The sequence below is a fragment of the Virgibacillus sp. GM2-2 genome (assembly GCF_055329585.1).
Genome location: NZ_JBUZWC010000017.1, coordinates 60,525 through 86,676, shown reverse-complemented (window position 1 = coordinate 86,676; position 26,152 = coordinate 60,525). Strand labels below are relative to the sequence as shown.

Here is a 26,152-nt window from a genome sequence, read left to right as displayed (position 1 = left end):
TATTTACCTTTTTTACCTTTATTTCGAGGATTATCGGACACACGATGCCTTATTAGGCTAAAAAACATGATTTTCAACTGTTCTTACCCGAATAAAGAATCCTGAGTCCGATAACAACCGCATTTAGCCTCATTTCACCCAAATAAGGAATCGTGTGTCCGCTAGCTGGCACCACGCACGCAATCGTTTGAAAAAGTTACCTCACCGACCCTGTCCGCAGCGGAAATCAACGTTGCTGTTACATAAGCATAAATTTTCACTAGTTCGCAGTTTACATCAAGTACGCACCTGTATCTAACCTAAATTAGATCAAAAAAGTAGACTGATTTTAAAAACCCCCATTTAGCATATCAGTCAGTAGCTAAATGGGGGTTACAATCTATTCTCTTTTGGATAATGCAATTGCTTTCTTGAAATCTTTTAAAGAACTAGACTTTCCATACATTAATACGCCGCCTTTATAAACACGAGCGCCGATAATTGCCAACACAATAATCGTGCCAATAAGAATACCTAACGAAAGTGCAACTTCCCAGATTGGGATATCTAACATCCCAACACGTAAGAACATCAGCATTGGTGTGAAGAATGGAATATATGAACTGATGATCACAAAGGTTGAGTCAGGAGCACTTAAGCCATACATGGCAATAAAGAACGCAATCATGATTAGAAAGATCATTGGCATAATAAGCTGTTGAACATCCTCCGTTCTACTCACTAATGAGCCCAGCATTGCTGCAAGAGTTGCATAAAGCAAATAACCTAATATGAAAAAGACTATCGCATAAATAAACAATGAAGGAGATGCTCCCTGTATGCCAAAATATTCGAATGCACCTCCTGTTAATTCATCCTTTTTGGAAATAATCAACGCGTAGGCGAAGGCAATTAACAATCCCACTTGCGTTAACCCAAGTAATGCGATTCCAATAATTTTTGCAAACATTTGTGTAACAGGTGAAACACTAGAAACAAGTAACTCCATTACCCGAGATGATTTCTCTGTTGCCACATCTGTCGCAATCATATTTCCGTAAGTTATAACAGATAAATACAGTACAAAAAGCATTACATAAACAATTCCACGTGCCTGGCTGAGTTCCTCGGACGATTTTGCGCTTTCATCAAGTGCAACTGTATTAAACGTAACTGGTGAATAGATTTCCGTAATTTTTTCCTGATCAATGCCTGCCTGTTTGGTAGCAGCAGAAACTTTAAGCTGTTGTAACTGTTGCTGAATTGCCTGTTGTTCTGCAGAATCAGCAATATTATTTGCATAGTAAGTAGCTTCCGGTAGCTCTTTAGCGTTTTTAGTCAGGACGATAAGTGCATCATATTTCTCGTCTTCGACAGCAGACTTCCCAGCCTCTTCCGATTGATCAAATGATACAAGATTTACATCTTGATTTGTATTTTCTACACTAGCTTCCAATGACGTAAATAATTCGCCCGTTTCATCTAGCACAGCTATTTCTTGTTTCCCATCTCCCGAAAACGAATCGAAAATTGCTTGATAATTAGCTATACCTAACACAAACAAGAGCGTAACGATTGTACTAATTAAAAAGGATTTTGTTTTAAAGCGAGTCATATAGGTATGTGATGTTATAATCCAAAATTTATTCATACGATGCACCTACCTTCTCTATGAAAATATCATTCAACGAGGGTTCCTCAAGTTCGAACTTACGAATGAATCCCTTCCCTTGTAAACTAGAAAAGATAGTTTGGGATACTGCTTCATTTTCGATTTGAAGTTCACATCCCCCAGTGACGGGCTTATATTTCGTAACACCATCAAAATTACGTAAAAAATCGAGATCCGTATCAGCATGAACGATTAAATTTTTCTTACCAAATGAATCTTTTATTTGTCTTAAAGAGCCTTGAACTACCTGCTTGCCTTTATGTAATATACATAAGTGCTCACATAACTCCTCCACATGCTCCATACGGTGAGAAGAAAAAATAATCGAAGTCCCTTGTTTTTTTAAATCTACAACCGCTTCTTTCAACATTTCGACGTTTATTGGATCTAGTCCAGAGAATGGTTCATCCATAATTAACAACTTCGGCTTATGTATGACTGCAGAAATAAATTGGATTTTTTGTTGATTCCCTTTTGACAGTTCTTCTACTTTCTTATCGATATATTCTGGCACATTAAAACGAGTCAACCACGCTTCAAGCTCGCTTATTATTTCAGCTTTCTTCATCCCACGCAATTTACCTAAATAAATAATTTGGTCCCTTACCTTTAGTTTCGGGTATAACCCGCGTTCCTCTGGAAGATATCCAATTAAATGACTTTTCTCATAGCTAATTGAGTCCCCATTCCACGCTATCTTACCAGCAGATGCATCAAGTAATCCAAGAATCATACGAAATGTGGTCGTTTTTCCTGCACCATTTCCACCAAGGAAACCAAACATTTCACTTTCTGGAATCTCTAATGACAAATTGTTAACAGCCGTTTCTTTTCCAAATCGTTTTGTTACGTCTTTTAAAACTAAGGTCACATCAAACTCTCCTTTCTCCTTATTAGTTTACGATTTACTTTAGTTATGGTTTCACTTTTTAAATTTATTGAGATTATCAAAAAACGGCGTAAAACCCCTACATTCATGCATGGAGATATAATCCGTGTTCGTTTAAACTGGCTTTTGATTTGTGTGTGGGGTATACTAATAACATAATGTTAGAACAAGTGTTCCTACGAGAGGTGAAGACATGTATAGTGCCTACAAGATCGAAGTCAATGAAAACCATGAGCTCTTTTCCTATTTTGATGCGTTGTGCTTCAACGCGAAAAATTTGTACAACACGACGAATTTCTACTATCGCCAGGTGTTCACTGCTATGCGAAACGGGACATCGAATGCCAATCAGCAAGAAGTGTTGGCTGCGATTACCCATCATCTTCCATCGATGAATGCGATAAAACAAGCGAATTTTAAGAAAAGGAAAGCGAAAAGCCCAGACGATGAATCGGTAAAGCTTACCTTGTTTCATCCACCATCCGAAGAGAAGAAGACACTCGGTTACGGTTTTCTAGACGGGCTTTTCAAAGCAATGAAACAATCTGACTATCGGGCACTACCCGCACAGACGAATCAGCACGTCATCAAAAAGGTATTGGAAGACTGGGCTTCGTTCTATAAAGCAATCAAGGATTACAACCTGCATCCCGAGAAGTACACAGGACGGCCGAAAATTCCACGTTATAAGAAGAAAGAAGGACGGACGGTGTGCGTGCTGACAAACCAGACCGCTTGGATAGTAGACAATCAAACATTGAAATTGCCAATGACCAAAAAACGACTTCGAATCGGAAAGTTAGCTGACGTAGAAGGGCGTCTGCAACAAGTTCGCATCGTGCCATTCTACGGACGATATGTGATTGAATTGATTTTCAAGAAAACCGACGAAAAAGCATTGGTACGGCCGAAAGATAAGAAAAACGATTTTCTCTTCACCCCGAAACGGATCATGGGTATTGATATCGGTGTCGATAACCTTGCAGCCATTGCAGATAATACAGGCGGTCAGCCGGTCATCGTCAAGGGCAAGGTATTGAAATCCATCAATCACCAGTACAACAAAGAACGGGCGCGGACGGTTCGGATATTACGGAACGGACTGCAGGAGAAGGAAGGGCAACATTTTTCACAGAAACTGGAAAACCTCGACCGCAAACGAGACTACCGCGTCACGGATTACATGCACAAAGCGAGCCGTGCGATTGTAGACCTTGCAGTCGAACGAGGAATCGACACGATCATCATCGGGAAAAACGACGGCTGGAAGACGACGGTTAAAATGCAAAAAGCAGACAAGCAGACATTCATCCAACTTCCATTCAATAAACTGATGTCGATGATAAAGTATAAGGCGGAAGCGGTCGGCATTCAAGTCGTGACGAGGGAAGAAAGCTACACGTCGAAAGCCTGTTTCTTAAGTGGAGATCCAATTCCCGTTTACAACGGCGAGAAAAACGGTATCATCTTTTCGGGACGGCGTATTTGTCGCGCCTTCTTTCGGGTGAAAGGAACGAACATTCAGATCAATGCAGATATTAACGCTGCGTTTAATATTCTGCGGAAGCATTGCGGCATTGACAGTCCGTTTAGTGCATTGGGGCGGAAAGATTTCCTTCTGTCCCCAAAACGAGTACAAATCCAATAAGCAAAGCTGAAGGCTATATAGCCTGATGTGTAAGGGGGCTTGTGGTCGCCCCTCAGTCGGACAATGCAGGACACTATCTGTATTCCACTGAAACCCCCTGGATTTATCCATGGGGAGTATCATCTGACTTTTGTTACAAATGAAGAACGTATATAATAGGAATTAAGTTAAAGTCTTTGAGGAGGAATTATAGTGCGTACGTATGTATTAACAGTATTTGATAAATCCGGTGATAAATTGCTAGACGAGTCATTTACAGCTGAAAACGATAACGAAGCAAAAAAGGTAGGAACTGCTAAGCTTGAAGAAGAAGGATATGCTGAGCATACACATCGTTGTGTTTCACCTGATGCAAAGTTAGTTTTGTTCCACCGATAGTAGAAAAGTAAAAAAAGTATTGTGTAGTTTTTTAATTTCTGGAAAGGTTCAGCCGTTCAACGCCTTGATAAGTTTTGGAGTTCTTGCTTTAAAGAGATTCAATGACGTTGGACATAACTAGTGTTATCAACTGAAATAACGATCAATGATCTATATTAGCTCCGGAAATATACGTAGATTCCTTGAAAAAGAAAATCACTTTTTCTGCGTGTGATGCTCTTTTAGGGAAGCTTTCCTTATCCTGCGGGAGGAATGGCAGGATGCTCACCAGACACCCGCGGAAAGCGAAGTATATTTCCGGAGCGGTTTTTTTACACAACTTTATTATCGTTCGGATTTTCTATGATAAAATTACTTTTATCCCATCCTCATTATTTCCCAATAAATACAGGCTTACGTTTTTCTAAAAAGGCACTGACGCCTTCTTGGTGATCCTTCGTTTGTCTTAGCTCCCATTGTGTTTTCTTTTCCTCAGCTAAGAAATGCTTTAACTCATCTTTCTTTTGATTATGATACATAAGTTTTGTTTTCACCATAGAAGTCAATGGTTGTAGAAGTAACTGTTTTGCCAGATCTGATGCATGATTTATCACAGGGTCTTCACTCACTTGATCTACCAAATTCATTGAGTAAGCTGTCGCCCCATCAACTTGTTCCATACTCCATGTAAATTGTTTCGCACCATGGACTCCTAGTCGTTCCTTCAACCAAAAATGGCCACCACCATCCGGAGCCAACCCTACTCCTAAAAACAGTACACCAAGTTTGGCATCATTCTGGGCAATTACATAATCTGCCGCCAATGCTAAGCTTAAACCTAGTCCTGCTGCCGAGCCTTTTATTGCAGATATAACAATTTTTGGCATTACATATAGCTTCATTATAATTTCTTCTATCATATCCATAACTTCTACGTAGAAATCTTTGTTTGCCCAATCTGTCATCATGGAGACATCGCCACCTGCACAGAACGCCTTACCTCTTCCACTAATAATGACAATTCGGTCTTCGTTTTGTTCAACCTCCGTAATTACTTCAAGAAGCTCACTAAGCATTTCTTTATTTAATGCATTAAATCGTTCAGGACGATTTAAATAAATATAGCCAACTTGGTCGACACTTTCGTATGAGACAGTTTCCATTCCTAACACCCCTATGCATATTTTGACTTTGTTTACTATTTCTCCAATTTCTCCTTGAAATCCTGCCTGTAAAAAATAAAAAAACAACCTATAGTGTTATCTACAGGTTGTATTCTTACTTATTCTGCTGATTCAGGCTCGCCGTAAAGTTCTTCTAATGGCTTGGTAATAATACGACTAACATCATTAATTACCATATTTAGGCGTTGTTCTTGTTCCATTAGTTTTGAAATATCTTCGTGTTGTTGTACTAATTCCACAACCTGACGTGCTTTTTCTACTTCTTCTTCTGTAATTTCTTGTCCTTGCATTTGTTTCTCTTGCAATTCAATTTGTGTATTACGGAAGTTTTCAAACATTTGCTTAGCAGATTCGTCATTCATCACCGCATCATAAGCACCTTTTAAACTTTTAAATTCTTCGCTTTCACGAATTGCTTTCTCGAGATCATACGCACTATCATAAATATTAGGCAAAATAGATCCTCCTCTAAAATCATTCTAGAATTACTATAACAAACAAGCTGTTTCATGTATACCATTTCGATATCAATCGACTTTTTACAAGGGCAATCCACTGGTATAATAAAAGTAAAACTTCAATCTGTTTGGGTCTTCCTGCCTGTTGCTATAGATTAAACTCAAGTTAGAGAAATGGGGCGTTACGATGATTAATCAATTACAAAAAATATTTCCTTCACTCGTTCGATACAATGCAAACCTCAATCAATACTCAGATGAATTCAAATGGTACCTTACAGATCAAGAAGAAATAGTAGGAATACACAAAAGCGAAATTACAACTAAAGAAGAACAACTATTATCAACATTTTTAAGCGAATACCATGGGTCGTATACACCAGTAACTGATAAAGAAAAGTTTTGGGATTCTATACTTCACACAGAAAATCCGGTGAACCCAATTGAATACGCGCATCCATTTCGTTTTATTCATTTTTCTTTTGAACATAGCAGCATAGATCCAACCCTATTCAGAGAGGCAGTACATAGTATTTTTTCTACACCACTACCAATTTTATGGACTACTAATCACCAAGGAATATTAATTGAGGATGTAATGAACTCCCATGAAGAACCGATTAATTACCATGAAATAATAGACATTTTGATGAGTGACTTATATGTAAAAATACGTATTTTTGTCGGTCCTTTTTTAACTGATTTACATCATGCCAAAGCTTTTTATACCAATTTCATCAACGGTTCTTCCATCGTTTTTTCGTACACGGATAAACAAGTAGTCAGTTTTGAAGAAGCTTTACCCTTTTTATTTGTTGATCAAGTTAATGAATCCTTTCGCGAAAACACGAAGAATTTCTTATTAAAGGAAGTTCTCGATGACATTGATTTAATACAAACAGTCGAGGCATATTTTACATGCAATTTAAATGTAACCCTTACTGCGAAAAAATTGTATATGCATCGAAATAGCTTGCAATATAGAATTGATAAATTTATCGAAAAAACGGGAATTGATATTCGGCAATTCCATCAAGCAGCAGCAGTTTATCTTGCTTTGCTATCAAAATCTTAATATAACTAGAAAACATGCACAAAACATAAACAGATCTTTGTGCATGTTTTACGTATACAGATGAAAGCGTTTTTATATAAACTAAATACAACATAAAATATTTGGGGGTATCAAAATGGCTGAATTAAAACTAGAGCATATTCAAAAATCCTACGATAAAAAAGTAATTGCGGTCGATGATTTCAATTTACATATTAAAGATAAAGAATTTATCGTTTTTGTTGGCCCATCCGGTTGTGGTAAGTCCACTACCCTTCGCATGATAGCTGGACTTGAGGAAATTACAAGTGGAGAATTGCTTATTGACGATAAAAAAATGAACGACGTTGCTCCAAAAGACCGAGACATCGCTATGGTATTCCAAAACTATGCGCTTTATCCGCATATGAATGTTTATGACAATATGGCATTTGGATTAAAACTACGTAAGTTCAAAAAAGACGAAATTGAACAGCGTGTGAACAACGCAGCAAAAATATTAGGCTTGGAGCCTTATTTAGATCGGAAACCGAAAGCATTGTCAGGTGGACAACGCCAACGTGTTGCATTAGGACGCGCTATTGTTCGAGATGCAAAAGTTTTTCTAATGGATGAACCTTTATCAAATTTAGATGCAAAGTTACGTGTACAAATGCGTGCTGAAATACAAAAGCTGCACAAACGTCTACAAACAACAACTATTTATGTTACGCACGATCAGACAGAAGCAATGACAATGGCTACTCGCTTAGTCGTAATGAAAGATGGCATTATTCAACAAGTTGGTGCTCCTAAAGAAGTTTACGATAAACCGGAAAACGTTTTTGTTGGTGGTTTTATTGGTTCACCTTCCATGAACTTTTTACACGGTACTCTAACAGATGGTCATTTCGTAATGGATGGTGTGAAAATAAAAGTCCCTGAAGGAAAAATGAAGACACTTCGAGAACAGAATTTTGTTGATAAAGATCTGATTCTTGGAATTCGTCCTGAGGATATCCATGACGAACCTGTATTTATTGAGTCAACACCTGAAACTAAAATAACAGCAACAATTGACGTTGCTGAATTGATGGGTGCAGAAACGTATCTTTATTCTAAAATAAATGAACAAGATTTTATTGCACGAATTGACTCGCGATCTGATATTGATGGTGGGGAACAACTAGATCTTGCTTTTGATATGAATAAGGCACACTTTTTTGATCCTGTAAGTGAAAAAAGAATTCGATAAATAAAGAAGAGGGACGTCATAATGACATCCCTCTTTTCATCTGGTTTGACTGAGGATTTACCTCAGGCGATAGCCATGGTTATTTAGGTTGTCCGCCAAGTTGTTGTTGAGCTGTTTGAACTAGACGTTTTGTAATTTCACCACCAACAGAACCGTTAGCACGTGAAGCAGTGTCTGGACCAAGATTAACTCCAAATTCTTGAGCAATTTCATATTTCATTTGATCAAGAGCTTGTTGTACACCAGGTACTACTAATTGATTTGAATTGTTATTAGCCATGATATCACCTCCTGTAATCATATTGTCTGCATTCATCTGAAACTTATCACTGATAATTGTTGGAAATTAAAAGGAAAATTTGGGAATTACAAAAAAGCCCATTACATCTGATGTAATGGGCTTTTTTCTACACTATTTTTATTTCGGATATGTCATTTCTTTTGGATTAACATACTTATCAAATTCTTCTTCAGTTAAAAGATCTAATTTAACTGCAGTTTCTTTCAAAGTAGCATTATCAGCAAATGCTGTTTTAGCAATTTTCGCAGCATTTTCATAGCCAATATGTGGATTCAATGCTGTCACGAGCATCAATGAATCGTTTAAATATTTTTCGATTTGATCGTGATTCGGTTCAATTCCTTGGACACAACGTTCATCAAATGACAACATACTGTCTGCTAGTAATTGACATGATTGCAAGAAGTTGTAAGCAATTACTGGTTTAAATACATTTAATTCAAAGTTTCCCTGACTCGCTGCAAAGCCAATTGTTGCGTCATTTCCCATTACTTGAGCTACAACCATCGTAACAGCTTCACTTTGGGTAGGGTTTACTTTTCCTGGCATAATCGAGCTACCTGGTTCATTCGCTGGAATAATAATTTCACCAATTCCACAGCGTGGTCCACTTGCTAACCAACGTACGTCATTAGCAATTTTCATCAGATCAGCTGCTAATCCTTTTAATGCACCATGTGCGTATACTGTTTCGTCATGGCTTGTTAACGAATGAAATTTATTTGGTGCAGAGATAAAGCTATTTCCTGTAAAGTTATTAATTGATTCACAAACTTTTTCTGAAAAATCAGGGTGCGCATTAAGACCAGTACCTACTGCAGTTCCCCCAATAGCTAATTCCTTTAAATGGTGTAAGCTTTCCGTAATCATTGTTTCCGATTTTTCTAACATACGGTGCCATCCACTAATCTCTTGTCCCAATGTTAGTGGTGTAGCATCTTGAAGATGTGTACGTCCAATCTTAACAATATCCTGGAATGCATCCATTTTAACTTTCAATGTATCTTTTAATATGCGAATTGCTGGTAATACACTTTCCTCAAGCTTTAATACTGATGCAATATGCATTGCAGTTGGGTACGTATCATTTGAACTTTGTGATTTGTTTACGTCATCGTTAGGATGAAGCTTTAAATCACTGCCTTCTTTCGTTAACCATTCGTTACCTACATATGCAATCACTTCATTTACATTCATGTTGGACTGTGTACCACTTCCTGTTTGCCAAACTACCAATGGAAAATGATCAGTTACCTTTTCATTAATAATTTGATCGGCAGCATATTCAATTGCCTCAAACTTTTTCTTTTCCATTAAACCAAGCTCTGCATTAGCTTTTGCAGCACTTTTCTTTAATATAGCAAATGCCTTAATAACTTCTTGCGGCATTTTTTCATTCCCAATTGGGAAATTTTCTTTACTGCGTTGGGTTTGTGCACCCCAGAATTTATCTGCAGGAACTTGTACCTCTCCTAGTGTGTCCTTTTCTATGCGATAATCCATATTCGTTGCCTCCTTATGTATATAACTACTTATTCTCCATTACCTATTGTAACAAATTTCTAGAAAAAAAGTATTTGAAAAAATTTGTTACAAAAATAGTACATATATGTGCGATTGATAATTTCATATACATTTTTACTTCCATGTTATACACACAATCTTTTATAATAATACAAGAGCAGATAACAGAATTCATCTTGGAAGGCAAAATGAGTTATACTTAATTTCAGTTTGTATGTCATACTTTATTCTTGCAGAGGGTCTTCGAAGAATTGTTAGCTTTTTAAAGGTTTGTTTAAGGAGGATTTCATCATGCCGAATATATGGACACATATGCTTTTTTGTGAGGAGGTTGTCGATTCGATTAATAATCCAACTCCTTTTTTTCAACATGAAGCGTATATGAAATTAGGTGCACAAGGACCTGATCCATTTTTTTATTATAACTTTTGGCCATGGAACAAGGATGAATCAGTAAGTGATATTGGTATGGCACTCCACACGAAGAAATGTGGAGCGTTTTTAATGGATTTAATTACTTCTTCCGCTCATTTGGAGCCACATGTTAAAGCATACGTTTTCGGTTTTGTGACCCATCATATTTTAGATCGTAATACACATCCATATATTCACTACCGAGCTGGCTACGAAGGTAACAAGCATCAAGAGTTAGAAGTACTTATTGATACCATTATGATGGACAAGTTCCATCATATGAAAACGTGGAAGGCGTCTGTTTATAAGGAAATTGATGTTGGTTATTCATTGGACAAAGACATCATTACATTACTTCATTCTACAATTAACAAACATTATCCAGACGTCGCTAAAGAAACAGATGCTTATATTCAGAAATCGTACCGTGATATGAAATTAGCATTGAAAATTTTATCAGATCCGTATGGCTGGAAGAATGTTGTGTTTAAATCACTTATTTCATCCTTTTCACATCAACCAATAAAAAATAATACAGATTATTTAAATGAAAATGAAGTAACTTGGCATCATCCAGCTACAAATGAGCCATCATCGCAAAGCTTTTTAGAACTATATGAGATTGGTCGAGCAGAAGGTATCGAAATTATGAGTGCCGTTTTGGCGTATTGGAAAGATCCAACTGATAAAAATCAAGATCTTTTTCGTCGCATAATTGGAAATATATCGTATGATACGGGAAAACCATTAGAACTGAATCTAGAAAATAGATACAGCGAACCGATTGTTTAAACTAGGTTATTTTGTGCTACAAAGATAATCATTTGATTGGGTTTTAAAAGTAGTTTCGTATTCTAAGTAAACTGCGTACTAAGCGGGGGGCTAGCGATTGCTTGGTATCGGACTGAGGATGCCCTATTTACCATTTTTACCTTTATTTTGAAGGTTAACGGACACACGATGCCTTATTCAGCTAAAAAACATGATTTTCAACTGTTTTTACCCAAATAAGGAATCCTGAGTCCGATAACAACCGCATTTACCCTTATTTTACCCAAATAAGACATCGTGTGTCCGCTAGCTGACATCCTGCATGCAATTCGAAAATGTTACTTTACTAGCCTTGCCCGCAGCGGAAATCAACGTTGCTATTACCATAAGTATGAATTTTCACTAGGTCGCAGTTTACTTCAACTATGTTTCTTCAAAACAATGCTCTGAATAACTCTTCAAAACCAAAAAAAGGTCAGCGGCACAATGTGTCGATGACCTTTTTACTTATTTCGGTTTTACTTCTACCGCTTCTCCAAAATTAGTATGCTTTCTCGCTTCTTGCATTCCTTTTTCGATATTTACAAAGCGTAAAAGAATGATACCTAGAATAAAGAAAATCACTAGTGATATAATTCCTAGCCTACTCGATCCCGTTAATTGTCCAACTAACGCGAACAGAAATGGACCGAAAATAGCTGCAAACTTTGAGGAAATTCCATAAAATCCAAAAAACTCACCATGTTTATCTGCTGGCACCATTCGTCCAAAAATAGATCTACTTAGTGATTGTGCCCCACCTTGAACAAACCCAACACAGACTGCTAATAAATAAAAATGTAGGGCTGTTGTCATGAAGTAACCTAAAATTACAATTCCTACATAAATATACAACGTTATTAGTAATGCTTTTTTTGCTGTGATTTTTTTGGCAATCCAACCAAAAAAGAATGTAAATGGAATTCCTACGAACTGCGTAATTAATAGTGCTGCAATCAACGAATTAGAATTAATCCCAATATCCCGGCCATAAATCGTTGCCATTTTAATAATTGTTGAGATTCCATCGTTGTACATCCAAAATGCTAATAGAAAAATTAATAATTGCTTATACTGTTTTATCTCTTTAAAGGTTGATGTAACCCTTCCAACTCCTATAGCCACATATGATTTTTCGCGTTTTATTGGCGTTCTCTTTTCTTCAACCACGTTCTTTAATAGTGGAATTGAAAAGATAAACCACCAAATACCAACTGAAACAAATGATAGCTGACTTGCTACCGTTGCATTAGGGATACCAAACCATTGATGCTTGAGAATCATTAATATATTGATTGCTAATAATATTCCTCCGCCAATATAGCCAAAAGCGAATCCATTGGATGAGATCCTATCAATATCTTCATCATCGGCTATTTCTGGTAGGAATGCGTCATAAAAGATATTTGCACTGGAAAATCCGATTGTCCCTATGATGAGCAGTAGTGAAGCAAATAAATAATCTCCTTGTCCAACAAAGCCTAATAAGACACTTGCAATCATTCCCATAAATGCAAAAAAACGAAGGAACTTTTTCTTAGCCGCGGAATAATCACTAATCGCACCCAGAATTGGAGCTAAAACTGCAACGATTAATACGGCGATTGATTGTGAATACCCCCAATAGCTAGTTGCTAGTGATTCATCTAAGCCTGCTGCTGCAACATCATAATAAAAAACAGGTAAAACCGCAGCCATAATGGTCGTTGAAAACGCAGAGTTACCGAAATCATAAAGCATCCAACTAACTGTTGTTTTCTTTTTCATCGTTGACCCCCCCTTGTAAAACTAGCATACCAAAATTTGGAACGTAATAGGTCATATTTTTATATATTTTCAAGCGATGCAGCTATTTCATTTGTCTTCTCGATTCCGTTTGATAAATTGGACATTCTTTCTACCTGTTGGTCTAGTACTGCATTTAATTGCTGAATCGTGGCACTTGTTTCTTCAATAACGCCTGCTAAGTCATCAACAGAGTTGTCGATTACTTCAGACGACACTTCAATCTCTTTCGCTTGCTTCGCTAAATATTCCAAGTACTTTATGAAATTAATTAGTTGGTCAGTTATTTTCTCGAAATCTTTCTTTGTGTTATGAACACTATCCGTACTATTATGTAGCTTTTCTTTGTTATTCACAACCAGTTGTTGCGCTTGAAAAGCATCAACCTCAATCACCATTAAATTTTCTTTTATTTGCTTGGCGGTTTCTTGAGATACTTCAGCTAATTTCCGAACTTCCCCTGCAACAACAGCAAACCCTTTACCTGAATCACCTGCTCTAGCAGCTTCAATGCTAGCATTTAATGCTAATAGGTTAGTTTGTTCTGCGATATCTTCTATTTTGGCAATAAATGTGCTATTTTCTTGCATACGGTAAACCAATTTTTCCATGTTACGATTTAACTCTTCAAACGATTGATAAAATCCATCCATTGTTTTGGCTAGTAACGTCATACTCTGTTGCCCCGATATAGATAATTCCTTTAACTCTACTCCATCGGCAGTACTTTTCGAAAACGAGTTAGTCATTTTTCCAAGAAGATCCTTCGCTCTATCTGTTGTAATGGTTATCTCAGAAGCAGTCTCTGCCTGTGATTGACTGGTTGAAGCAATCTCTTGAAATGCCAAGCGCATCTCCTGCATTGATTCCGAATTAAGATTACTTTCTTTTTCTAACATAGACATTTGTGACTGAACGTGTTTGGCACCTTCTTGTACCTTTCTTGTAAGCTGTACTTGTTCATTCTCACGTTTCTCGCTTTCTGAAAGAGAAAACTGCACATTGGATAATAACTTTCTTGCAACACGCACTTGAATAAATAACACTGCAAACACTAAGATAAAAAATACAATTGTAATAGCTGTTGCCCTTGCGTCAAATCCAATTACTTCTCCTTTCTCGATGACAAAAAATATTAATAATGCTAATCCAAATACACCACCAGTGACTAATACCGCTAATGATAACGAAATTGCAGCTACTGCTAGAACATAGAAGGTAAACAACATATTTGTTACATAATCTGAACTTAAAATAATAACAAATGCTATACTAGTTAAACTAATTATTGCAATATACGGTATAGCTGCTGTAAAAATACGTTTATAATGAAAAAATATTAACAATGCTAGACAAACAGCTCCACCTACTCCTATTGCTAGTAGATTTATTTTTGGTGCACCTACAATGATTTCTGCACCGACTCCTAGCAAAATAGAAAATACTAATATGTAGATCAACACAAGATTTTGTTTTTGCATCATTTGATGCTTTCTATCTCCCATTCACTTTCCCCCTTTAAAAAGTTATTCAAAAAGCTATTAAGTGATAAACAGCGAATTTCTTCGTTGCTCGGTTTTTCCTGCATGCGTTCCGGACCTGCAAACCTTCGTACCTCGAACTTCTTGTTATAATTTGCAGACCTTTTAAACACTCATTTTAACTAGTTTCATGCAGTAAAAATGCCCTGCCTACTAGAGGCAAGGCAACTCATAGTTATATGACTTTGGTTATTCCCAAATGTAATGCTTATATTCTTCACTTAATCGTACGAACGTTTCTTTATCTCCTTCATCTATCGAGCTATCTATGGCTTTCATCAATTGATGTTTATTCCATTGAAAGCACAGCTCATCAAGCAACATTTTGGACACAAGTTTACACTCAAATGAAATTTCACGCTTTGCTTCTAATGGTTTCCCATCGTAACGATAAAAACGATAAAATATCTTTTGCTTTTTCATGGAACATGCCCCCTTGTTCCTTTTTTCTATTATCCTAAATTTTTGGAATAATTGCAATGAAAATATTTAACTTTTTATTGTAATTTTCCTCCGTTTTGGACAAGCGAAACTTAATTAGCTAATCACAATAGATATACCCGTGTGCTTGTTTTTTTCTCTAGACTTACCAGCCCAAGCTTTGGTAGACTGTTATAGCTGTTACTTAACGAGCTAGAAGAAGATATGGAGGATCATCCATGACACATTCAGAAAACTTAAGAAAAGGTGAGAAAGGTGCTTGGATTAGTATTTTCGCTTATCTCATTTTATCAATAGGAAAGTTAGCTGTTGCCCATTTCGGCAACTCTGAGGCTTTACGAGCGGATGGACTAAATAATTCAACTGATGTCGTTGCATCAATAGCTGTTTTAATTGGTCTAAAAATCTCTAGGAAACCAGCTGATAGTGATCATCACTACGGACATTATCGAGCTGAAACCATTGCATCTCTATTTGCTGCATTCATTATGGTTTCTGTAGGAATTCAGGTTATTTATGATACACTTCGCAAATTATGGATTGGTGAAATAGCCCAACCAGACATTCTCACTGCTTGGACAGCACTTATTGCTGCAATTATTATGTTCGGAGTTTATCGTTACAACGCATTACTAGCGAAAAAAGTTGGAAGTTCATCCTTACATGCTGCAGCACAAGACAATAAATCGGATGCGTTCGTTAGTCTAGGTGCATTTGTCGGGATTGTGGGAGCACAGTTTGGTTTATACTGGCTTGATCCAATTGCTGGGCTGATTGTTGGTTTTATTATATGTAAAACTGCTTGGGAGATTTTCAAAGATTCTACCCACACGCTTACAGATGGGTTTGACGAAAAGCTTTTAATAAAAATTAAAAAGAGCATTGCCAAAGTGGAAGATGTAAAAGTGGTGAAAGATGTAAAGGGCCGCATTCATGGTAACCAATCATTTATAGATATTGTAATTCTTGTTGACCCAACTCTAAATGTTGAAGAAAGTCATGAAATAACTGTCCAAATTGAAAAATTACTCGCTCAAAAACATAATATATACTACGCACATATTCATATAGAGCCATATACTTAGAAAAACTAGGCATTTGTCTCGTTATAGCGAGTGCCGAAATTTTTCTTCTAGTAAAAAAAATAAAAGTTAATGGAAAAGCCATTAACTTTTATTTTTAGATGTTAAGTTTAGGAGATCATCAATATTTTCCCAGCCATATGCAGTTTCCTGATATGTGCCTTCTCCAATTGTTGTTTCTTCTTCACCTACTGGTTTAGCTTTATATCTTTCATAAAATTTGCTGGATGGATTTTGCGTTAATACCCATACAAGAATAGAACTATGTCCTTTTGATTTCATATCTTGTGAAAATACGTTTAACAGCTCCGCACCTAATCCTAGGCGTTGGAACTCATCCAACAGATAAATCGTATATATTTCACTATCATAATTAAAACGTTTTGTCCGTTCAGGTCCACCATTTACAAATCCAACAATTTTTTCTTCATTATGAATGACGTAGGTACACTGATCCTTTTTATTTAATTTCAGTACCGTTTCCCAAAGCGCCAATCGATTTTCATACGTAATATTAGAGATATCTTTTTCATTTATTAAATCATTGTATGTACTCTTCCAACTACTAATATGGATATTAGCAATTGCTTCTGCATCTTCATAGACTGCCTTTCTCGTTTGAAACATCTCGCTCATCCCCTCGAATATCTCTGTTTATGATTAAAAATTAAGACTTTCTTTACAAACTCATAACAAAAACGGTGGCAATTGCACCTATCACTACTAAAATGACATTAAGACCGATATATGCTAACACGATTGCTACAAGACCTCCAATAATTCCAATGGATGGTTGTTCAGGACGTATGGATAAAATTCCAGGAAAAATTAATGCACCAAGAGCTGCGTAGGGGATTGCGTTCAACCACCGATTTAACCATTCCGGAAAATGTATTCGATCCACTATATAAGCAGGAATAATTCTTGGAATCATTGTCACTAACGACATTCCAATGATAATGGCAAAAATCATTTTGAATCCCCCTTTAACAAGAAGATTCCACTAGCTGCACCAATTACCGTACCGCAAACAATTGCCCAACCATCACTCATAAATTGGCTAAATAGATAATTAATTAACATTGCAAAAATGGCTATTAAACCAACTCGTTTTTCCTTTTTAACCGATGGAATTAGTAGGCCGATAAACATTGCGTAAAGTGCAATACCCATGCTTTGACTTAGTTTTGCTGGGATAATCTCACCAAGTACACCACCTAAAAAAGATCCCATTACCCAAGAAAAATATGCTGTTAATATTAAGGCTGTATAAAATAATGCACCCTTATCCTTCTTCGCTTCTTCTGGGTGTAGTGATGACATAGCAAACGTCTCATCAGTCAACCCTAATGATAAAGGAACTTTCCAATTTAGTCCAATACCGCGTAAGCGATTCATAAACGATAAACTCATAACGAAATGACGGAAATTAAGAACGAAAGTAGCGATAATAATTTCTACAACACCTGCACTTGCGGCAATCATATTGACAGCCATAAACTGACTCGCTCCCGCAAATACAAACACACTCATGGACGTTAATTCAACCAACGTCATACCTGCTTGTTTTGCAAGTACACCATATGTAATCGCAATTGGTAAATAACCAAGCATGATGGGGAATCCTACTGCTATTCCTCTTTGAATCATTTGAATAGAAGGGGACACTTCTCTCTTTGTTATCGAATTTGTGGCCATCACTATTCCCCCTTTAAAATGAAAATTTAGATAAGTATACACGATTTTTACCATGAAAAAAAGAAAATTGATTGAAAGAAAAATTTTCCTTTATCAACCCAAAGTAGTAAAGATTATAAATACTTATCCATCAAAAAATCAGCCCAATATTAGTTTGAGCTGATTTTTTGTTCATGTATGATTTTTTCTAATTTACGAAGCCCATCTAGTAGCCGAGGTGATGGTCTACAGTATAGTGATTCCTCTAGGATGTGAATGTTCCCATTATTTATTGCTTTCATTTGCTTCCAGCCAGGTCGTTTGATAACGAGTTCTGGTCTCATTTTTTCTTCCTTTACACCTACCCAAACCATACAGATGTGATCTGGATCTCTTCCTTTTACTTCTTCCCAATCAGTTTGGACACTAGCCTCATCTTTATCGACAAAAATATTCTTTGCCCCAGCTAATTCACTTATTTCGGTAAGCCAATTAATTCGACCTGGAGTGAAAACCGGCTTCGGCCACCACTCCCAGTAGAGTGTAGGTTTATCTTTACGTTTTCGTGCTTTCGTTCGAAATCCTTCAACTTCATTATTAAATTGCTCAGCCATTTTCTTACCAAGTTCTTCATAATCTATTGCTTTTCCAACTTCTCTTATGTCTGATTCAATCTCAGCTAACGAATTAGGATTTAAAATAATGTAAGGTAAATTCATATCGTCAAGTGCTTCAATATTTTTTTCCATACCAGGAACACTTAGCGATGCTAAGACCAAATCGGGATTTAGCTCAGCAACCTTTTCCATATCTATGGAAAGATCCGGGCCAACCCGAGGTAGGTCGTTCACTTCAGCCGGCCAGTCTGAATAATTATCCACCCCAACAAGTAAATCAGTTTTTCCTAAATAGGCAATGATTTCTGTATTACTCGGACAAATGGAAACAATTCGCATGCCAAATCCTCCTACAAATATCGGTTACATCTCGTCTTGATCAGTAATAATTAGTGGTCCATTTTTTGTAATGACGATAGTATGCTCGTACTGGGCAGAACGACCACCATCAACCGTGCGTGCTGTCCAATTATTAGCATCCATTTTACTCTGCCATGTACCTTCGTTAATCATTGGTTCAATTGTAATAACCATACCTTCTTTTAAGCGAACCCCTTTGTTGGGTAATCCAAAATGAGGAATATGTGGTTCCTCATGTATAGTTGGTCCAATTCCATGACCAGTGAAGTCGCGCACCACAGAAAAACCTTCTCCTTCTGCATACGTTTGAATAGCATGACCGATATCTCCAATTCGACTACCTGCTTGTGCTTTCTCAATACCTTTATATAGTGATTCTTTCGTTACTTCCATTAAGCGTTTTCCTACTTGGTCAACTTCCCCAACGGTATACGTCCATGCGGAGTCTGCTAACCCACCATTCAGATTTACTACCATATCAATCGTTACAATATCTCCATCAACTAATTTTTCTTCGCGTGGAAAACCATGACAAATTTCATCATTTACTGACGCACATATTGCGTAAGGATATCCACTAAATCCTTTTTGTTCTGGAGTTGCACCATGCTTAGCCAAAAACTTCTCTACAAATGTATCAATTTCCATTGTCGTAATGCCAGGCTTAATCATCTTTTTTATTTCTTTATGTGTTTTTACTAATAACTTTCCTGCTTCCTGCATCATTTCAATTTCTCGTTTGCTTTTTCTTGTAATCATTCAATTCTTCCTTTCAAACTGTACTATCTATTTAAGTATATGATTATTAACTGATTTATTTACGCATCCATTAGTTTATCATAAATCACTATTTTATGTTCATCTAAACTCGTCAGAAAAAACGAACCTTATTCTTTGTGCTAAAATGTGCGATAATACGAGTAATAACATTTACAAATAGCTAATTTACAGGAGGATAAAAATATGTCAAAACAGGCGAGCAACATATCAAATGAAGCTGTTAAGAAAGCCACTGGCAAATCATTTGAGGAATGGTTCTCCGTTCTTGATCATGAAAACGCTCAGCACCTGGAGCATAAGGATATTGCTGCACTCCTTTCGGATAATGGATATATTCAAAATCGTTGGTGGGCTCAATCCGTTACTGTCGCTTACGAACAAAAGATTGGCCGGAGAGTACGTGGACAAACCTCTGCTGGTGAATACAGTGTAAGTGTTTCTAGTACATTGAAAAGCTCAATGGAAGAAGTTTTGAACAATTGGTTGAATCATTTTGATAACCAAGAAATAGTTAATCATGTGAAGAGGACTACTCAACCTATCGTTTCTCAATCAGAAAAATGGCGTTATTGGAAGCTGAAACTTGATAATGGAAGCCGTGTTAGCGTAAACATAACAAACAAACCTAACGACAAAACAATGCTTCAAATTAATCACGATAAACTAGAAAGTCAAGATGCCATTGAATCTTGGCGAGCTTACTGGAAACAGGCTGTGAAGGCAATAAAGGAAAACGACTAACTTGTTGTGTAAACCTGATCTACTGAGTTCTTACATCTAGTTGTCACTAGGTGCATTAAAAAGATCTGCAACGAAGTCTTTCTTTCTGGGAGAAACTGTTCGATAGCTGACACAGATTCCGCTATTATTACTTTTGGGGCATGTTCTATGTGTTAGGTGGACACAGGATCCCTTATTGAGGTATAAATACGATGAAATTACTCCTTTTTGACTGTATAGGGTATCCTGTGTCCGCGAACAGTCGCATTCTGCTTATTTTTGAACAAATAAGAGCTCTGGAGTCCGCTTACTGCAATTTATTTATAATCCATATTACTCAATAAGAAAAGCGCAAGCGCCCGTTTAGCAACGTACAAACTGGAGCACTCCGAAATGAGATAAAGGAAACACGGTGAGGTACGAGCCGATGTTGACTTATCGCAGTGGAGGTGTGTGAAGTTTGCTAGTTGCTGGGCGATGGAGCTAGACAGCTTTTCGTTTATACTTTCTTTGCTTACACAAAAGGCATGCTGGAGAAAATACCTCCCGCATGCCTTACGTACAATTAATATCCGTATCCGCCACCTGTATAAGCAGTTCCAATGATAATTAACAAGATAAATAACACAACGATTAACGCAAAGTTGTTACCATATCCGCCTTCGTAACCCATTTATATCCCCCCTTAAGTCAGGATATGATAATGTATGCAGGGGTTTTAAAATGGTAAGGGCGAATCTCACGGTTATTTACCAATCTTAGAAATAATCCTTCACATTATAAATTTTTCCGTTCTCTATACTACCATCGTCAGTGAGAATATCTACTAATATTCCAGCGACCGTATCCGTGTCCTTTAACATATTATTTTTCTTATAACCTTTAAACGTTTCAACGTCTTTAAACGATTGCTCTGATGTAGAACGAATTTTCTCTTGCATTGCAGTGTCCATAACTCCAGGGCTAAAGGCAATAACCTTGTGTCCCGTTTTCAATTCCTTTTGTTCGAGAGCAGCAGTTTGTGTATACATATTGATACTTGCCTTAGAACTACAATAACTACTCCAACCATAGATAGGTCGTTCCGCTGCACCTGAAGTTATAGTTACAGCGGTCAGCGGCACCTCATGTTCAGTCGCCGTCTTTAAAAATGAATTGGTTAATGCCATTGGTGCTACTATATTTACTTGCATATGATGCGCAAGTTCCTTACTATCGATATTCATTGAATGATCAATTGGATCTAATACTGCGGCATTATTTACCAAGTATAATCCGGTTAAATTGTCTGTGAAGATGTGCTGTTTTATTTTTTGAGTCGTATTTTCAATTTCTTTAATATTACTCAAATCACAGGAAAAATGAGTGAATGTCACATTATTCACTTCTGCATGCTTTGTCAAGCTTGTTGAGCCACTTCTTGAAATACCTATAACATGAATTCCTGATTCTAATAAATATTTTGCAATGGACTCTCCAAGACCTCTGGAAATGCCAGTAATTACTGCATAATTCATTTTCATCCCCCTCGCTGTCATTACCTATTATTACCCCAATTTATTTAAATAAAAACGAAAATAATCATCCCCGCGTATCATATACACGGGGAGATAATTGAATTCTATTCCTGAATTTCTTTCCAGTAATGAACGAGTGTTTCCATCCCTTTATCAAAGCTGTCTAGTGGAAAACTTTCATTAGGTGAATGTAAACGATCGTCAGGGGTACCAAACCCTAATAAAACAATTGGAATATTATAGATAGCTTCAATCCATTCCACCACTGGTATTGATCCGCCCATTCGAACATATACCGTTTCTTTTCCGAAAGCCCTTGTGTAGCTTTTTGCGGCTTTTTGAATTAGTGGATTATTTGGTTCCACTTTATACGCTTTAGCAGATAGCTTTTCTTTTTTCACTTCAACAGTTACTCCAGTTGGAGCAACCTTCTTCACATGATCCTCTAACAGCTGTTGAATTTTCTCAGGATCCTGTCCAGGAACTAATCGACACGTAATTTTGGCTGTTGCAGTAGAAGGTATGATTGTTTTCGTCCCTGCCCCTTGATAGCCACCGTACATTCCGTTGATTTCAAATGTTGGTCTTGCCATTGTATGTTCTTTCGGTGTGTAACCTTTTTCAGATGCAGTTTCTTTTATTCCAGTGGATGCTTGGTAATCTTCCCCTTGAACTTGATCGATTAAATCTCGCTCTTCTTCAGTTAGTGGTTCAACATCATCATAAAAACCGTCAACTGTCACAACTTCATTAACATCCTTCATCGATGCTAAAATATGATTTAACGCCATAATCGGGTTGCGCACAGCACCACCATACATACCTGAGTGTAGATCATGGTCTGGGCCAGTTACGTTAATTTCAATTCCAGTGAAGCCTTTCAGTCCATAAAGAATGGTTGGCTGATTTTTGGCTACCATTCCAGAATCAGAAATTACTGCAAAATCAGCTTTAAATTTATCGCTTTCATCATGTAGGATACGATATAAATTTTCACTACCGATTTCTTCTTCCCCTTCAATACATACCTTTACATTAACCGGTAATTTCCCTTCTGTATTCATGTAAGCTTCAAACACAGCTAAATGCATAAATACTTGTCCTTTATCATCACTTGACCCACGTGCATAGAGCCGTTCATTTCGTACTTCTGGCTTAAATGGTTCACTATCCCATAAATCGATTGGGTCAACAGGTTGTACATCGTAGTGTCCATAAAATAATACAGTCGGTGCATTTTCTCCCGCTCCGTTATACTCCGCATATACTAGCGGATGCCCTCCTGTTTCCATTTGTTCTACTTTTTCAAACTGAAGATCGTTTAAATAGTTTTCAAGGAAATCAGCCGCTTCCTTTATATCTTTTTTATGTACACTATCTGTGCTGACACTCGGAATGGATAAAAATTGATACAATATTTCTAGCAATTCAGCACGGTTATTTTTCAAGTAAGCTAATGCTTTATCACTCATGTTCATTCCTCCAATGGCTTTTCTTTTATGTTAGCATATTTTTCAAGATACCTGCTTATATAAGGTTATTTTCTAATGAATTGTTTGTGAACAAAAACAATCTAAAATAATAATACGTCAATGTACTGCTAGGTATCGGACTGAAAGTACCTTATTTTTATTTTTACCGCATGATTTGAAGGTTTATCGGACAGAGGATATCTTATTCAGCAAATAAACATGATTTTCACCTGTTTTTACTCAAATAAGGAATCCTCTGTCCGCGAACTGCCACATTTATCATTATTTTTCACAAATAAGGAATCGTGTGTCCGTTAGTTTGAACGCCCACGCAAATGCTCCCTCACCACCGAAATGTCCGCTGCGGAAATCAACGTTGCAGCAACTCAAAATCATGAAATTTCACTCGTGCATATTGTAGTTCAACTGCGAAATTATAATGCAAGAAAATCTACGAAAATAACCTTATCTAAACATCAAAAAGTAGCATACCAATCACATAGTAATTAGTATGCTACTCGATTTGTCATTCACTTTCCATCAAGTGAAATACTTATCCTTCTAATGCTTGAGTTAAATCCTCGATTAAATCATCACTATCTTCAATTCCAACAGAAATGCGCACTAATCCGTCCGTTATCCCGAGCTCTAGTCGACGATCGCGTGGGATGGATGCATGAGTCATTTGCGCTGGTAATGAAATTAAACTTTCTACTGCTCCAAGACTTTCAGCTAACGTAAAGTACTTCACTTTTTCTAGTACCTTCTCGGCAAGCTCACCGCTACCAACATCAAATGATATCATACCACCATAGCCTGAAGCTTGAGTAGAAGCAATATCATGACCACGATGCTGTTCACGGCCTGGGTAATAAATCGTTGATACTTTGTCGTGTGCTTCTAAAAATGAAACAATTTTTTTCGTATTCGCTTCGATAGCTTCCATTCTCAATGCAAGTGTCTTGATTCCGCGCATTAGTAACCACGAATCCTGTGGTCCCAGTACCCCACCAACAGAGTTCTGAATGAAATGTAGATCTTCTGCTAGTTGGTCAGAATTAACAACTACTAATCCAGCTACGACATCACTATGTCCACCAATGTATTTCGTTGCACTGTGCAAAACAATATCTGCAGCAAGATCAATAGGCAACTGCCAGTATGGTGTAGCAAATGTATTATCAACAATCAGCTTCAAATCATGCTTTTTCGCAATTTCAGCCATCGCTTTAATATCGGTAATTTTCAATAGTGGATTTGTTGGTGTTTCCACGTAAATTGCTTTGGTCTTATCGGTAATTGCCGCTTCAACCTTTTCTGGATAGCTCGTATCTACATACGTGTGGTCTAAGTTAAAACGGTTTAGTACACTCGTCATTAAACGATACGTTCCGCCGTAAACATCATCTGTCATAATGATATGATCATCAGCGTTGAACAACATCATGATCGATGTGATGGCAGCCATACCTGAACCAAATGCAAAACCAGCTTTTCCGTTCTCTAAATCACGAATAACGGTTTCTAACGCATGACGAGTAGGATTACCAGTTCTTGAATATTCATATCCACGGTGTTTACCAACTTGATCCTGTTTATACGTACTTACTTGATAGACAGGGACTGAAACAGCGCCTGTTTGGTAATCGCCAGTTATTCCACCATGAATCATTTTTGTTTTTGCTCGCATATTCTTTTCCTCCAAACGTTTATCCTTTATAAATATTTTTGCTTAAATAACGATCACTACTATCAGGAAAAACAGTCACAATTGTTGAACCTGGCTTAGCATTTTTTGCTTCCTCCAAAGCTGCATACATCGCTGCCCCCGACGAACTGCCTACTAACAAACCTTCCTTTTCAGCAAGTTCAGCAACTAATCGAAATGCATCGTCATCAGAAACCGTATGAATCGCATCCATATAATCTCGATTCATATAATCTGGTAAAAACTCCATACCTATACCTTCTGTTTCATGTGGTCCTGGTTCACCGCCAGCAATGATTGACCCCTCTGGCTCAACGATAACTGTTTTTACCCCGGGTATATGTTTTTTTAAATAATTTGCTGAACCCATAAATGTGCCACCAGATCCCGCGCCAGCTACGAATACATCTATTTCTCCATCTAAATCATCCATTATTTCAGGTGCAAGTGTTTCATAATACGTTTCTGGGTTAGCAGGGTTGCCAAATTGCTGTGGGGAAAAACTATTCGGGATTTCTTTGAGTAATTCCTTTGTTCGCTCAATCGCTCCTACCATCCCTTTATCACGTGGAGTATGAACGATTTCTGCACCTAAGGCTTTCATGATTAGTTGTTTTTCCTGACTAAAGTGTTCAGGAATACAAAATACAACCTTCAAATTCTTGTTTAATACTGCAAGCGCTAGACCGATTCCAGTATTACCAGCAGTAGGTTCAATAATGGTTCCGCCTTCTTTTAAATCTCCGTTTTTGAGTGCAACTTCTACTAGCTTTTGACCAAGGCGATCTTTGATGCTACCGCCCGGATTATAAAATTCTAGTTTTGCAAACAAACGAACCCCCTCTGGAAGGGGGAAATTTGATAATTGTAACAGTGGTGTATGTCCGATTAAGTCTGTTATAGATTTATAAATAGTCATACTAATTGC

General features: G+C 37.2%; 26 protein-coding genes. 7 read left to right on the top strand and 19 right to left on the bottom strand.

Annotated elements, in window-relative coordinates; all coding sequences use genetic code 11:
* Positions 1–379: 379 nt before the first annotated feature.
* A complete protein-coding gene (locus ACY9Z2_RS16360) occupies positions 380–1,630 on the bottom strand; it encodes an ABC transporter permease (RefSeq protein WP_463610738.1) in 1,251 nt (416 codons plus the stop codon).
* Positions 1,623–2,522, bottom strand: a complete 900-nt coding sequence (locus ACY9Z2_RS16355; RefSeq protein ID WP_463610737.1) for an ABC transporter ATP-binding protein — start codon at positions 2,520–2,522, stop codon at positions 1,623–1,625. Before ACY9Z2_RS16355 ends, ACY9Z2_RS16360 begins: the two co-directional genes overlap by 8 nt.
* Before the next feature lie 211 nt (positions 2,523–2,733).
* Here ACY9Z2_RS16355 and ACY9Z2_RS16350 point away from each other — a divergent pair, with 211 nt between their 5' ends.
* The gene (locus ACY9Z2_RS16350; RefSeq protein WP_463610736.1) at positions 2,734–4,188 is read left to right on the top strand and encodes an RNA-guided endonuclease InsQ/TnpB family protein; all 1,455 of its coding nucleotides are present in this window, start codon (positions 2,734–2,736) and stop codon (positions 4,186–4,188) included.
* Between the two features lie 192 nt (positions 4,189–4,380).
* Positions 4,381–4,566: a YhzD family protein gene (locus ACY9Z2_RS16345; protein WP_463610735.1), complete on the top strand. Its 186-nt coding sequence runs from the start codon at positions 4,381–4,383 to the stop codon at positions 4,564–4,566.
* 371 nt (positions 4,567–4,937) lie between these two features.
* Here the strand turns inward: ACY9Z2_RS16345 and ACY9Z2_RS16340 are convergent, their stop codons facing one another.
* Both ACY9Z2_RS16340 and ACY9Z2_RS16335 read right to left on the bottom strand, forming a co-directional pair.
* Positions 4,938–5,708, bottom strand: coding sequence for an enoyl-CoA hydratase-related protein (locus ACY9Z2_RS16340; RefSeq protein WP_463610734.1), 771 nt, complete (start codon positions 5,706–5,708; stop codon positions 4,938–4,940).
* Between the two features lie 119 nt (positions 5,709–5,827).
* Positions 5,828–6,184 (bottom strand): YlbF/YmcA family competence regulator, encoded by a 357-nt coding sequence (locus ACY9Z2_RS16335; protein WP_463610733.1) that lies wholly within the window; start codon positions 6,182–6,184, stop codon positions 5,828–5,830.
* 190 nt (positions 6,185–6,374) lie between these two features.
* Between ACY9Z2_RS16335 and ACY9Z2_RS16330 the strand changes: the two genes are divergently transcribed.
* Positions 6,375–7,262: a PucR family transcriptional regulator gene (locus ACY9Z2_RS16330; protein WP_463610732.1), complete on the top strand. Its 888-nt coding sequence runs from the start codon at positions 6,375–6,377 to the stop codon at positions 7,260–7,262.
* 115 nt (positions 7,263–7,377) lie between these two features.
* Positions 7,378–8,475, top strand: coding sequence for an ABC transporter ATP-binding protein (locus ACY9Z2_RS16325; RefSeq protein ID WP_463610731.1), 1,098 nt, complete (start codon positions 7,378–7,380; stop codon positions 8,473–8,475).
* A 79-nt stretch (positions 8,476–8,554) separates the two neighbouring features.
* On the opposite strand, the gene ACY9Z2_RS16320 is transcribed toward ACY9Z2_RS16325, so the two are convergent.
* Complete coding sequence (locus tag ACY9Z2_RS16320; protein ID WP_463610730.1) at positions 8,555–8,755, bottom strand: alpha/beta-type small acid-soluble spore protein; 201 nt, start codon at positions 8,753–8,755, stop codon at positions 8,555–8,557.
* A 138-nt stretch (positions 8,756–8,893) separates the two neighbouring features.
* Positions 8,894–10,279: a class II fumarate hydratase gene (fumC, locus tag ACY9Z2_RS16315; protein ID WP_463610729.1), complete on the bottom strand. Its 1,386-nt coding sequence runs from the start codon at positions 10,277–10,279 to the stop codon at positions 8,894–8,896.
* A 312-nt stretch (positions 10,280–10,591) separates the two neighbouring features.
* Here fumC and ACY9Z2_RS16310 point away from each other — a divergent pair, with 312 nt between their 5' ends.
* Positions 10,592–11,506, top strand: a complete 915-nt coding sequence (locus ACY9Z2_RS16310; protein WP_463610728.1) for a zinc dependent phospholipase C family protein — start codon at positions 10,592–10,594, stop codon at positions 11,504–11,506.
* A gap of 486 nt (positions 11,507–11,992) precedes the next feature.
* On the opposite strand, the gene ACY9Z2_RS16305 is transcribed toward ACY9Z2_RS16310, so the two are convergent.
* From ACY9Z2_RS16305 to ACY9Z2_RS16295, 3 genes are all read right to left on the bottom strand, one after another.
* A complete protein-coding gene (locus tag ACY9Z2_RS16305; RefSeq protein ID WP_463610727.1) occupies positions 11,993–13,291 on the bottom strand; it encodes an MFS transporter in 1,299 nt (432 codons plus the stop codon).
* A 59-nt stretch (positions 13,292–13,350) separates the two neighbouring features.
* Complete coding sequence (locus ACY9Z2_RS16300) at positions 13,351–14,814, bottom strand: methyl-accepting chemotaxis protein (protein WP_463610726.1); 1,464 nt, start codon at positions 14,812–14,814, stop codon at positions 13,351–13,353.
* A gap of 225 nt (positions 14,815–15,039) precedes the next feature.
* Positions 15,040–15,273: an IDEAL domain-containing protein gene (locus ACY9Z2_RS16295; RefSeq protein WP_463610725.1), complete on the bottom strand. Its 234-nt coding sequence runs from the start codon at positions 15,271–15,273 to the stop codon at positions 15,040–15,042.
* Positions 15,274–15,509: 236 nt separating this feature from the next.
* Between ACY9Z2_RS16295 and ACY9Z2_RS16290 the strand changes: the two genes are divergently transcribed.
* On the top strand, positions 15,510–16,376 hold the full coding sequence (locus ACY9Z2_RS16290; protein WP_463610724.1) for a cation diffusion facilitator family transporter: 867 nt from the start codon (positions 15,510–15,512) through the stop codon (positions 16,374–16,376).
* An 81-nt stretch (positions 16,377–16,457) separates the two neighbouring features.
* Here the strand turns inward: ACY9Z2_RS16290 and ACY9Z2_RS16285 are convergent, their stop codons facing one another.
* The 5 genes from ACY9Z2_RS16285 to map all read right to left on the bottom strand — a co-directional run bounded on the left by ACY9Z2_RS16285 (position 16,458) and on the right by map (position 19,786).
* Positions 16,458–17,000, bottom strand: coding sequence for a GNAT family N-acetyltransferase (locus ACY9Z2_RS16285; RefSeq protein ID WP_463610723.1), 543 nt, complete (start codon positions 16,998–17,000; stop codon positions 16,458–16,460).
* 52 nt (positions 17,001–17,052) lie between these two features.
* Positions 17,053–17,346, bottom strand: a complete 294-nt coding sequence (locus tag ACY9Z2_RS16280) for an AzlD domain-containing protein (RefSeq protein ID WP_463610722.1) — start codon at positions 17,344–17,346, stop codon at positions 17,053–17,055.
* The gene (locus tag ACY9Z2_RS16275) at positions 17,343–18,071 is read right to left on the bottom strand and encodes an AzlC family ABC transporter permease (protein ID WP_463610721.1); all 729 of its coding nucleotides are present in this window, start codon (positions 18,069–18,071) and stop codon (positions 17,343–17,345) included. Before ACY9Z2_RS16275 ends, ACY9Z2_RS16280 begins: the two co-directional genes overlap by 4 nt.
* A 149-nt stretch (positions 18,072–18,220) precedes the next feature.
* Positions 18,221–19,006, bottom strand: coding sequence for a cobalamin-binding protein (locus tag ACY9Z2_RS16270; protein WP_463610720.1), 786 nt, complete (start codon positions 19,004–19,006; stop codon positions 18,221–18,223).
* A gap of 24 nt (positions 19,007–19,030) precedes the next feature.
* Positions 19,031–19,786, bottom strand: coding sequence for a type I methionyl aminopeptidase (map, locus tag ACY9Z2_RS16265; RefSeq protein WP_463610719.1), 756 nt, complete (start codon positions 19,784–19,786; stop codon positions 19,031–19,033).
* A 204-nt stretch (positions 19,787–19,990) separates the two neighbouring features.
* On the opposite strand from map, the gene ACY9Z2_RS16260 reads away from it, so the two are divergent.
* Positions 19,991–20,548 (top strand): hypothetical protein, encoded by a 558-nt coding sequence (locus ACY9Z2_RS16260; protein ID WP_463610718.1) that lies wholly within the window; start codon positions 19,991–19,993, stop codon positions 20,546–20,548.
* Between the two features lie 544 nt (positions 20,549–21,092).
* Here ACY9Z2_RS16260 and ACY9Z2_RS16255 read toward each other — a convergent pair.
* The 5 genes from ACY9Z2_RS16255 to ACY9Z2_RS16235 form a co-directional block, all read right to left on the bottom strand.
* Positions 21,093–21,200, bottom strand: a complete 108-nt coding sequence (locus ACY9Z2_RS16255) for a YjcZ family sporulation protein (protein WP_463610717.1) — start codon at positions 21,198–21,200, stop codon at positions 21,093–21,095.
* Positions 21,201–21,285: 85 nt separating this feature from the next.
* On the bottom strand, positions 21,286–22,044 hold the full coding sequence (locus ACY9Z2_RS16250) for a (S)-benzoin forming benzil reductase (protein ID WP_463610716.1): 759 nt from the start codon (positions 22,042–22,044) through the stop codon (positions 21,286–21,288).
* 104 nt (positions 22,045–22,148) lie between these two features.
* A complete protein-coding gene (locus tag ACY9Z2_RS16245; RefSeq protein ID WP_463610715.1) occupies positions 22,149–23,516 on the bottom strand; it encodes a dipeptidase in 1,368 nt (455 codons plus the stop codon).
* 553 nt (positions 23,517–24,069) lie between these two features.
* Positions 24,070–25,206 carry a bifunctional cystathionine gamma-lyase/homocysteine desulfhydrase gene (locus ACY9Z2_RS16240; RefSeq protein ID WP_463610714.1) on the bottom strand — a complete coding sequence of 379 codons (1,137 nt, stop codon included), beginning with the start codon at positions 25,204–25,206 and terminating at the stop codon, positions 24,070–24,072.
* 19 nt (positions 25,207–25,225) lie between these two features.
* Positions 25,226–26,143 carry a PLP-dependent cysteine synthase family protein gene (locus ACY9Z2_RS16235; RefSeq protein WP_463610713.1) on the bottom strand — a complete coding sequence of 306 codons (918 nt, stop codon included), beginning with the start codon at positions 26,141–26,143 and terminating at the stop codon, positions 25,226–25,228.
* Between the last annotated feature and the right edge of the window lie 9 nt (positions 26,144–26,152).